The organism is Marinobacter sp. bablab_jr008, assembly GCF_016464145.1.
GTDB lineage: Bacteria > Pseudomonadota > Gammaproteobacteria > Pseudomonadales > Oleiphilaceae > Marinobacter > Marinobacter nauticus.
Genome location: NZ_JACDWW010000063.1, coordinates 80883 through 91148, shown reverse-complemented (window position 1 = coordinate 91148; position 10266 = coordinate 80883). Strand labels below are relative to the sequence as shown.

The following is a 10266-nucleotide window of genomic DNA, read 5'->3' as shown; positions in this document are numbered from 1 at the left end:
GTACCACCAAACCCTTGATTACCAAACGCCCGATGAGGTGTACTACGGGCAACCCATATCTCTGGCAGCCTGAGCCAGGGAAACAACCGGATCATAGCTTAGGGACACCATCAGGTTGTCCAACTGAATGGGTCCATCTCATATTATCGACCGGCGTTGCATGCTCGTGGTTTGTCTTTAATCAGCCTCACTAATCACTACGCCGACCTCTGGCAATCCAATTGGCAAGATAGCTTCCGCCAACAACACTGGGCCACTCGCGAACCCATCGCCGCGCTGCCGCAGGACTTCTTCGCCAACCTCACCCCCGAGTGGCAACGCAACAACGCCCTGCGCACCGACTACGCCCGCCGCCAGGCCCTGGTCGAAATCGACGTCCTCGTCGCCCAGGCCCTCGGCCTCACGCTGGAAGAACTGCTCACCATCTACCGGGTCCAGTTCCCCGTCATGCGCCAGTACGAAGCCGAAACCTTCTACGACCAAACCGGCCGCATCGTCTTCACCCCCAGCAAAGGCCTGGTCGGCGTAGGCCTGCCCAGAAAAGCCAACAAGAAGGAGCTCACCGAAGGCACCTTCTACTGCATAGACACACCAGAAAGAAAAGAAGACGACATCGCCCTCGGCTGGGAAGATATCCAGCATTTGCAGGAAGGCAGCGTTTACAAAACCTATACGGACGACACATTGCCCGGGGGGCTTGTTGAACGGACAGTAGAGTATAAACCCCCGTTCTTCCGGCCAGATCGGGAACTGGACTATCGGGTGGCTTGGGAGATTTTTGCGTCTTGAGCACACCATGGCAAACCGTTATCGAAGGATCAGTATGCACGCAGATAACCTGGAAGTTTTAAGAAAAGAAGCTGTTCGGCTAATTCAACTTGAAAGTTCGCTGCTGTCAAAGGTTTCAGACACGCCGGGGCTGGTGTCTGTGGCGGGCTCGTCAGATCAGCAGACGTTGGATTCCGGCATAATTCAGCAATCACTGGAAATGCTCGAGGGCGAGAAAACCAAGTTAGAAGCAATGGATATGGTGGTGGCGGTTGTCGGAACCATGAAGGCGGGTAAGTCCACCACTATCAATGCGATTGTGGGGGCAGAGGTGCTGCCGAACCGAAATGCGCCGATGACGGCGATACCAACGCTGATACGTCATACCCCCGGCATGAAAGAGCCAAAGCTCCTGTTCCGCAATAACGCACCGATTAATAACCTGTGCGAATCCATTAACAAGGCTCTTTCCCATACTCCTGGGCTTACAGACCAAATTGTTCAGGAGGCGCCGGAACTAGAGGGTGCTCTCGCATTCGTGACACGGGGAGCGAGTGTCAGTGAGGAATACTCGGGGCAGTCGGGAATTTTTGAGTTTCTGAAATCGATAAACGATTTGGTGAGAATCTGTCGGGTGCTTGAGCTCGAATTTCCCTTTTCCGATTACGATGAAATGCACGAGCTGCCGGTTATTGAAGTTGAGTTTGCTGCGCTCTCAGACAAAGAGGCGGCACTTGGCCGGCTAACCTTGCTCGACACCCCTGGCCCCAACGAGGCGGGCCAGAAACATCTGAAGGTTATGTTACGTGACCAATTACGAAAAGCCTCTGCCGTTATTGCTGTGCTCAATTACAACCAGCTGAAATCACAAGGCGATCAGGATCTTCAGGATGAGATCAATGCCGTGACAACTCTGGCGAAGGGGCGGGTGTATGCGTTTGTAAACCGGTTTGATGAAAAACGGCGCAACGACCCAGATGAAGACAGTATCAAAACAATGGTTAACCGTCGTTTTGATAACGATATTCCTGTCGAGAGTATTTTCGCCGTGTCGGCGTATCGTGCCTTTATTTCAGAGCTTGCACAGAAGAGCCTGGAGGAGCATGGGCACCTTCCCGATCCTGACCAGCCGGAGAATGCCTGGGTGGAAGAGTTCGGGCAAACCTGTCTGGGGATGGATTGGGAAGACAAGCTGGATGATATCGATACGGTATCCAGGGCTGCAGCATTTTTCTGGGAAAAGTCCGGCTTCGGGGTTCCGCTGGAACGTGTGATACATACCGCGCATCAGAATGCCGCCTATTATGCGCTGGACTCTACTGCATCCAAGCTTGTGAACCTTTCAGAGCGGCTATCTAACTTTATCAATAGCCGCGACACAGCGCTCAGCAAAACCGCTGCTGAATTGCAGAAACATATTGACTCCCTTAGAGGCGATGCCCAGCGGATTACAGCGCTGCGTGAAGAAAAAGAAAAAGAAGCAGAAGATTTGTTGGGCGATCTCAGGGGTCGCGTTTCAGATGCGCTCGCAAAGACTAAGAAGCAAGGTCAGGCCATTACACGAAGCTTGTTTGAGAAGGGCGTGATTGCACAGGTAGCGCGGGAAAAGGAAGTCATGAGCCTTACAAAAGCCGAGCGGGAACGCCTGGGCATTGATACGGTTTCCGACGAAAAGAAGCGTTCCGTAGTGTCGCTTGGCGATTTGATGGCTGGTAAACGTACTTTGGCCGCTGGAGGTGAAAATTCCAAAGAACAGGTTGTTGACCCGAACGAGCGGGATCTGGAGTTTACCAGTGCTGACGATGCCAAATCTTTTTTGACCAAGATTGAACAGGCTCTTGAGGTACCAATCAGTGATCTTAGTGAGCAGTTGAGGGAGGCTTTGAGCTCTACCTTCCAACATTTCAATGGCCAGTTGGAGTCCGAAATCGCCAGAAAATCCGGTGAAATCCTGAATGCTGTCAGTAAGCGTCTCGGTGAGGACGGCTTCAATATATCGCTGAAGGTGCCATCGACCATCAACTCGTCTGCCTTTGAGCTGAGCTCACTGGATATGAGCGATGGTATTAAAAAGGACAAGAAGTCGGTTACGCGGCTACGCAGGCAAAGCTCAGCCGGCGCGGGTGTAAAGCGTTTTTTTGGCAACATTTTCGGCACGGACTGGGGGTATGACGAATACCAGGAAAAGATAAACGTGTTCCGCGTGTCTCTCGATGAGTTGAGTACAATTACCGATCGGCTATTAGAGCAACAGGAAAATAGCTGGCATGACGTTGTTAGAGAAGATGTAGAGGTTCCAATTAATACCTCTCTGGAAGATTTTTTCGGAGAACTTGAGAAAAAAGTTGAGGGGCTGCGCGGAGATCTCCTGCAGGGAGTAGCGGACAAGGAGAAAAGCAAGAATGAGCAGGACGAGCTGCTCAAAGCGTTAAAATCGATGATTCGGGATCTCCCTGCGTTGCAGGAAGACTCTGAGGCATTACATACCGATGCCCACGGCAGGTTAAAGGATCGTATCCATTGACTACAGAAACTGAACTGCAGCAGGCAGCCGATCTGTTTCCGCCGTTAAGGGACAAGTGTGCGATTCGTCTGGTTAGCAGGTTGAACGTTGCACGTGAGCAAACGAGAGTGCAAAAAGAGAGCGAGGGTTTCTTGAAAGACCTGGTTTCATTCTTTACGGGTGAGTCTGCCAGGAGGCAAAACCAGATCAACGCCTCGCTTACGGATGTTGTTGGGCAAACTGTTGAGGACTTGTCGCTGGTGATGGAGTCCTTGGCGAATAACAGTCGTACCCTGGGCCTCGTTCATGATGAGCTTCGGAATATCCAGAATCACACCGAGGTAATTGGTCTTGAAGTTTTGAACCTTAAGGATCGTGTTACTGAGCTTGATGCGCGGGTTACCGAGCGTTTTGCGATATTAACAGAAGCCGTTGAGCGTGTGGATTTTCGGGTTCGGGCGGCGCACCACCTGGACCGGGTTATCTGGAGGTGGAAGGGGGGAGCTCTCGCCGGGCTTCCCATCCTGTTGCGCTGTTACAGTGTGTACGAAGATCTGTGGTGGGGGGACTTTGGTTTCTACATTCAGAGGTTCCCGGGCAAGGATGCAGACCAGTTGCTCTCGGACTTGCGCTTACGGATTGCTAGCTGTCTTGCGGAAACAGTTGAGGCCTTGCCGAGGGAAAGGTTGCCCCGCGATGATTGGTTTGCTGGTTCGACGGGCGGGCATCAAAAGGTTGCTCCAGTTTTATCCCATAGTGTGGCTTTATTGTCGGATTGGGCTGAGTCGGTTAAGGCACCTTATGTCTCTATGGTTTGTGAAGCCCTGCCGCAGGATTCAGAGTCACTAGTGGTTCCACATTTGTTCAGTGCCGAACGATTAGGACGAGAGTTCACCAGAGAGTTTTTTGTTGACAGGATGGCCGTATGAAAATTGGATTGGTGCTATCCGGGGGGGGCGCAAAAGGAGCGTACCAGGTAGGCATGGTGCAGTCACTTGCAAAGCATGGCATTGAGGTGGCAATGGTGTCGGGAGCGAGTATTGGTTCGCTCAATGGAGGTATTGTGGCTTCGGCACCAAATATCGCTATAGCAGCTCAGCGGCTGAATGAAGTTTGGGCGCTAGTTGCGGAAGAGGGGGTCCTTGAGGTCAATAAAAAAGCGATACCCCGTTATCTCATGATGCTGGCAGCGGCAGGTCTTACTGGCCCTGGCAGAGTTGGCGTTAGTCTTCTTTCGAGTATTTACGGAGCCACGGATCATTCGGGTATTCTCGCAACCACACCATTAAGCCGCATTCTTGATCGTTATCTTTCGCCCACTGATCTGGCCAATGGTAAAAACCTATTTGTCTCACTGTACCCCTACAGTGGGCGTCTCGGTGCGCTATCGGACCTGTTAAAAGGCGAGTTTCTTCAACGATTCGATACTCGTGAATCTGTATTTCGGCATATCCAGTCACTGAATGAAGTCGATCAGCGTGAGGCATTGTTGGCTTCGGCTGCAATACCTGTTTTGTTTACTCCAAGGAAGGTGGAGGGTGAGATTTACTCAGATGGAGGGCAGGGAAATTACAGGAAGGCTCAGGGAAACACGCCTATTACCCCTCTTCTTGATAAGGGCCTTGATGCAATCATTGTTTCGCATTTGAGCGACGGATCATTGTGGAGTGCGGATGATTTCCCTGATGAAACTATTCTCGAGGTTCGACCTGCTAGCCGCATTTCGGATAGTAGCCTCGACATGCTGGGTTTTGATGGCGAAAAGATCCAAGCCTGGATAGATCAGGGGCGTGCAGATTCCGATGTGCTCCTGGACAAGTTATCCCGTTACGCTGGTGCCAGGTCTAGCCTGAGAGAGGCAGATGCAACGCTTGGGGACAAGGTGGATAAGCACGCGGAGGGGCTTGAGAGTACTTCTTTGGAGGCAGTGATGCGGAGATTGCGGGGTTCGGATTAAACAGGTTAAAGACTTTTAGTATAGGACTAATCACCAAAGGAACTGACATTGATCCCTATGAACAATATTACCGAAGCGGCTGAACAAAAAGGATTTTTCTCCAAACTCTCTACCGGCGATTTCGGCCTGGCTAAAACCTATTGGCTGTACGGTGTTGTGGTCGGCATCGTTATTAACGTCGTCATACAGATTGTGCCATCTATTGGCGCAATTGCTGTCGTCCTCGCATTAGCGACTGTCTATCAGGTGATGGTTCTGCTGGGTATATGGCGAGCTGCGACCCGGTACCAGGGCCGGAAGGTATGGGCCATTTTGGCCAAGATCGCCACGGTGCTGGGGTGGATGGGCGTGCTCACGAATATTGGTGTGTTCTTCCAGATTGTTGGCTACCTGTAAGGAATAGGGCATGAGAAGTTTCTTACTTCTGGTGTGGATGCTTTTATGCGCCACACCGCTAAAAGCCATTGAAGTGAATCAGGGAAACCTCCCAGGCCTGGCGGAGGCTTATGGCTTTGTGCTGGGCCAGAAACTGTCCCTGGAGCGCATTGCACGTGAGTACCCGGACCTGGCTCGGGACGCTTTGCTGGCAAGGTTAGCGTTTGAGCGAGCGTTTGGAGATATTCATGGGAAGCTCCGACCGAAGATGGTTGCGTTCATGGGCCAGGAGCTTTTCCAACAATTCCATTCGGATTTGAACGCTCATTTAGAACAAATAAACGGGCACCAAGAAATAACACGGGAGATTGCAGAGCAGTTCCTCGAGGAGGTGGGTAACCGCCGAGCCAAGGGCGATATTTACAGCCCCACACTGGAATACCTGCTGGCTATAAGGTTTGGCGATAACCCCGCGCAGGAATACACGAAAGGTTTTCGCCAGCGATACCACACTGATGGCACCGGCAAATCTCTTGGTGTGATTTTAAACCTGCAGTTGCCGAAATCCTGGCAAGAGCAGGAGGGAAACCGGCCGCATATCGTACGCAAATGGAAAAGCGAAGCAGGCACAGGCATGGAGCTGATTATGCTCCAGGTTAGAGGGACTGAGGGTGTTTCCGTAACCCGCGCAGGTGTCGCGGAGATGATGCAATCAGGCGAGATAGAGGGGCTTGTTCCGGAAGGTGGCGTTTTGCTGGATTACGGTATGGTGTCGGTTGAGGGGTTGCCGGGTTACTTCATGGATTTCGATGTACTGATGGAGCGAGCAGGGATGGCTGTGTACCAAAAAATGCGGCAATACTCGTTCTTCTATCACGACCGCATGATTTCTGTGCAGTGCTCTGCCGGTGCACTCGAAAGTGATTATGAGAGCGCCGAGGCTCGGTTTGAGAGGGTGAAGCCGCTATGTGTGCAGGTTTTTAATTCCGTGGTGTTGCCGGATAAGTATTTGCGGCCGGAGCCGGAAAGGCGCGGTAATGAGGGTGTATTAATGCCGGCTATTTAGGGTTGTCTTAAAGGTATTCAGTGTGTGAATGAATTGCTGGGCTCAGGATGAGCATGTTGTTTCGAAGGATTTGAAGCTGCGTTGTATCTAACTTCGAAGATATGGAGTTCTTATGTTCTCGGCACCTCTGGAGAACGCGGTAGCGTCTGTTGAGATTGGTCTGGTTACCGATGTATTTCTTGGCCTTTTGTTGGCTGTATTTTTGTTGTCGTGTGTTTGGAAGCGCGGTAACAAACATCATCCTTTCACCCAGTACGCACCAACACTGCTAACAACGCTGGGTATCTTGGGGACCTTCTTCGGTATTGTTGCCGGCCTCCTGGCTTTCGACGTTCAAGACATTGATGGCAGCATCCAGGGCCTGTTGTCCGGGATGAAAACCGCTTTTATCACCAGTTTGGCCGGTATGCTCCTGTCCATCGTTTACAAAGTCCTGGTGTCCACAGGGATCCTGACCGTGGCGGCCACGGAAGAGATCGATGAAGACCAGATAGGTGCCGCAGAACTTTATGGCGTAATGGTTGAGCAGCGTGAGGGTATTTCCGCGCTGAATCAGGCCATTGGCAGTGGCGATGAGTCCAGCCTGACCGGCCAGATGAAGTTACTCCGCTCTGATGTGAACGATGCTGAAAAGCAGTCCCGCAAGGAATTCGGCGAGTTTCAGGAAAAGCTCTGGATCAAGCTTCAGGATTTTGCCGATATGATGTCGAAGTCCGCGACTGAGGCGGTGATCGATGCGCTCCGCCAGGTGATTACTGACTTCAACCAGAATCTGACCGAGCAGTTTGGCGATAACTTCAAACAGCTGAATGAAGCGGTTGAGAAGCTGGTTGAGTGGCAGGATAACTATAAAGGCCAGCTGGATGACATGACCAAGCAGTACGCCCAGGGCGTTACTGCGATTACGGAAACCCAAACGGCGGTTTCCAGCATTCGGGAGAATGCGGGCCAGATTCCTGAATCCATGAACCGGCTTGGTGAGGTGATGACGGTGAACCAGCATCAGATTCAAGAGCTGGGCCGGCACCTGGATGCGTTCAAGGATGTGCGGGACAAGGCGGTTGAGGCGGTTCCGCAGTTGAAGGAGCAGATTGGGCTGACGGTTGAAGGCGTTGAAAGCGCCTCGAAAATGCTGACCGACGGAATCACCAAAACCAGTGAGGCCCTGAAGGAGTCGATCTCTCAGAGTGCGAGTGAATTCCAGGAAAGCGCATTCAGTGCCAACCAGTCTTTGGTCAGCGCGTCGGATGTTATCCAGAAGAGTTCAGAGCAAACCGGTGAGTTGTTGAAAGACCTGAGTGAAGAGCTGAATAACAGCTTCCGAAACCTCGTGGCTGATATGAACGAGCAGAACAAATCGATCTCAGAAGCACTTCGTGATTCTGGTAGGGCTGTGGTTGAAGAGGCAGCTCGCAGCCGGGAAAGCTTCGAAACCGGCCTTGAGTCTATGCGTAATCAGCTGGTTAACAGCCTGGAGCAGATGGCGGATCAGCAAGCCAATCAGGTTCAGGGTCTGATTGCTGGCCTGAAACAGTCAATGGAAGAAGCGATGCGCAAGAGCGCGGAGTCTGTTGAGGGCAGTGTCGAGATTCTGGACCAGGCTCTGCAAACCGAGATTAACCGTTCAATGGAGCAGATGGGGCAGGCGCTGGTGTCGATTACTGGCAAGTTCACAGAGGACTACCAAGGCCTGGTACAGGAAATGAACCGTGTTGTCCGGACTCAGTCTGCGTAAGGAATCGAAATGGCTGAGTTTTTGAAACCCAAGGCTTCCGAGCAGGAAGAGAACCACTGGCTTTCGGTGTCGGACCTGATGGCAGGTTTGATGGTGGTGTTTCTGTTCATCGCGATTGCCCTGATGCGCGACGCGTTGATTGAGCGTGACCGGATTAAGGAAGTAGCGGTGGCCTATCAGGAAACCCAGGTGAATATCTACCAAGCATTGATAGGGGAGTTCTCTGAGGACCTTCCTCGCTGGGACGCAGAGATCGATAAAGACACCCTCACGTTTACGTTCAACTCGCCAGAGGTTCTGTTCGCGAGGGGAAAGATTGAGCTGAGTGACGACTACCAGGAGCTACTTTCCGACTTTTTCCCGCGCTATATGGAAGTACTGAATCAGTTCAAAGATTCTATCAATGAGGTGCGAATTGAAGGGCACACCAGCAGTGTCTGGAACAACTCCACCAGTCCCACTGATGCCTACTTCCTGAACATGGCGCTCTCTCAGGGGCGGACGCGGAGCGTGCTTGAGTATGTTTATCGGCTGGCGGAGGTTAGCCCGCATCAGGACTGGATCAAATCTCATGTGGCGGCTGTTGGTTTTTCATCTGCGAAGCCAGTGCTGAATTCTCAAGGCGCCGAGAACTTTGAGAAAAGCCGAAGGGTTACCTTTCGGGTTATCTCCAATGCGGATATTCGGATAAAGCAGATTCTGGAGATTGATGGATGAAACTGCGGTTTCCGGTTGATGCACTGTGGGCTCAGGTTAACAAGATGGGAGGCAGCAAGCGTGAGTACTCCCTGAATCATCGCATTCAGACTCCGCTTCCTGAAATCGTGACATCGAAGAAAGGGGTAGATGTCACGATTGATGAGGTGGATACCGAGTTTGGCCTTCTTAGTTGTAACGGTGCCCAGGTTGTTCTTTATATTCCGGATCATGGCCGAAATGTTGATGGAGTGCTGCAAGATGGAAGTACCGGTAGAAGGGTGCACGTTGCGGACTGCACTACGCTGGAGCAGATGCGCCAGAAGAACAGGTTCCAGCGCTATCGTGCAGTGGTGAATGTGACGGGCGAATTCGAAGTTTTTGGTTTTTCGATGTTTACTCAAAAGAGTGTTGAGGGCACTGCAAGGCTTCAGGTTTGTATTAACTGCCTCAAGCACCTCAATTACCGGGGCTATGTGACAGACCCCCGGCGGCAAACAGAGATTCGGCGTAGCTTTAGCCTTAAGGATTTCTTCGCCGAACACAGCACGCTTTTTCGTTATTTGCCCAGCTCGTTTATTGAGCGCAAAGAGGGCTATGCGCCGGACTGGCCGCAGATCTCGGAAAACTTCAGGGCCAGCAAAGACTATCGCTGCGAGAGCTGCCGACTGGACCTCAGTTCAAATAAGTATCTTTTGCATACTCATCATATTGATGGCAACAAACGGAATAATCAGGAAAGCAATCTGCAGGCTCTATGTGCTGACTGCCACCGAAAGCAGCCATTACACGACTATATGTCGATCAAGAGCAAGGATATGGCGCTGATCCAGCGACTCCGCAAAGAGCAGGGCATATTGGGCAGTGCGGCTGACTGGGACGATCTGTACAAACTGGTGGATCCACCCTATGACGGGCTTTTACGTTACCTGAAAGGTGCCGGGGACGGTAAGCCGGAAATTGGTTATGAGATAACGGATGCCAACGGAGCGGTTGTGGCGGAAGTTGAGATTGCGTGGCCACACGCTAAAGACGGCATTGTTGCTGACGATGCGGAGAAGAAGGTTCTGGAAGGGCTGGGCTGGAAGGCCAAGACGCTTGAGGTGGCTCTTCGGGAGTTTAGGGAGAAGCGGTAAGCATGATTCTTCAGATCAAGCAGGCTGAGT

General features: G+C 51.8%; 9 protein-coding genes. All 9 read left to right on the top strand.

From position 1 onward, the window contains the following. Positions 1-171 precede the first annotated feature (171 nt). The 9 genes from JIF53_RS12755 to JIF53_RS12715 all read left to right on the top strand — a co-directional run bounded on the left by JIF53_RS12755 (position 172) and on the right by JIF53_RS12715 (position 10236). On the top strand, positions 172-789 hold the full coding sequence (locus JIF53_RS12755; RefSeq protein ID WP_199452666.1) for a hypothetical protein: 618 nt from the start codon (positions 172-174) through the stop codon (positions 787-789). Between the two features lie 34 nt (positions 790-823). Beyond that, positions 824-3292 carry a dynamin family protein gene (locus JIF53_RS12750; RefSeq protein ID WP_199452664.1) on the top strand — a complete coding sequence of 823 codons (2469 nt, stop codon included), beginning with the start codon at positions 824-826 and terminating at the stop codon, positions 3290-3292. Then, on the top strand, positions 3289-4200 hold the full coding sequence (locus tag JIF53_RS12745; protein ID WP_199452662.1) for a diguanylate cyclase regulator RdcB family protein: 912 nt from the start codon (positions 3289-3291) through the stop codon (positions 4198-4200). The genes JIF53_RS12750 and JIF53_RS12745 overlap by 4 nt, the downstream gene beginning before the upstream one ends. After that, complete coding sequence (locus JIF53_RS12740; RefSeq protein ID WP_199452660.1) at positions 4197-5228, top strand: patatin-like phospholipase family protein; 1032 nt, start codon at positions 4197-4199, stop codon at positions 5226-5228. The genes JIF53_RS12745 and JIF53_RS12740 overlap by 4 nt, the downstream gene beginning before the upstream one ends. A 57-nt stretch (positions 5229-5285) precedes the next feature. Then, positions 5286-5624: a hypothetical protein gene (locus JIF53_RS12735; protein WP_199452658.1), complete on the top strand. Its 339-nt coding sequence runs from the start codon at positions 5286-5288 to the stop codon at positions 5622-5624. A 10-nt stretch (positions 5625-5634) separates the two neighbouring features. Continuing rightward, complete coding sequence (locus tag JIF53_RS12730) at positions 5635-6669, top strand: hypothetical protein (protein WP_199452656.1); 1035 nt, start codon at positions 5635-5637, stop codon at positions 6667-6669. 112 nt (positions 6670-6781) lie between these two features. Continuing rightward, positions 6782-8404: a MotA/TolQ/ExbB proton channel family protein gene (locus tag JIF53_RS12725; protein WP_199452654.1), complete on the top strand. Its 1623-nt coding sequence runs from the start codon at positions 6782-6784 to the stop codon at positions 8402-8404. A 9-nt stretch (positions 8405-8413) separates the two neighbouring features. Further along, on the top strand, positions 8414-9121 hold the full coding sequence (locus tag JIF53_RS12720) for an OmpA/MotB family protein (protein ID WP_199452652.1): 708 nt from the start codon (positions 8414-8416) through the stop codon (positions 9119-9121). Continuing rightward, positions 9118-10236, top strand: a complete 1119-nt coding sequence (locus tag JIF53_RS12715; protein ID WP_199452650.1) for an HNH endonuclease — start codon at positions 9118-9120, stop codon at positions 10234-10236. The genes JIF53_RS12720 and JIF53_RS12715 overlap by 4 nt, the downstream gene beginning before the upstream one ends. Positions 10237-10266 lie beyond the last annotated feature (30 nt).

Excerpts from the sequence above, each read along its gene's own strand:
- JIF53_RS12750 (WP_199452664.1), top strand. The coding sequence starts at position 824 with ATGCACGCAGATAACCTGGAAGTTTTAAGAAAAGAAGCTGTTCGGCTA.
- JIF53_RS12740 (WP_199452660.1), top strand. The coding sequence starts at position 4,197 with ATGAAAATTGGATTGGTGCTATCCGGGGGGGGCGCAAAAGGAGCGTAC.
- JIF53_RS12735 (WP_199452658.1), top strand. The coding sequence starts at position 5,286 with ATGAACAATATTACCGAAGCGGCTGAACAAAAAGGATTTTTCTCCAAA.
- JIF53_RS12730 (WP_199452656.1), top strand. The coding sequence starts at position 5,635 with ATGAGAAGTTTCTTACTTCTGGTGTGGATGCTTTTATGCGCCACACCG.
- JIF53_RS12725 (WP_199452654.1), top strand. The coding sequence starts at position 6,782 with ATGTTCTCGGCACCTCTGGAGAACGCGGTAGCGTCTGTTGAGATTGGT.
- JIF53_RS12720 (WP_199452652.1), top strand. The coding sequence starts at position 8,414 with ATGGCTGAGTTTTTGAAACCCAAGGCTTCCGAGCAGGAAGAGAACCAC.
- JIF53_RS12715 (WP_199452650.1), top strand. The coding sequence starts at position 9,118 with ATGAAACTGCGGTTTCCGGTTGATGCACTGTGGGCTCAGGTTAACAAG.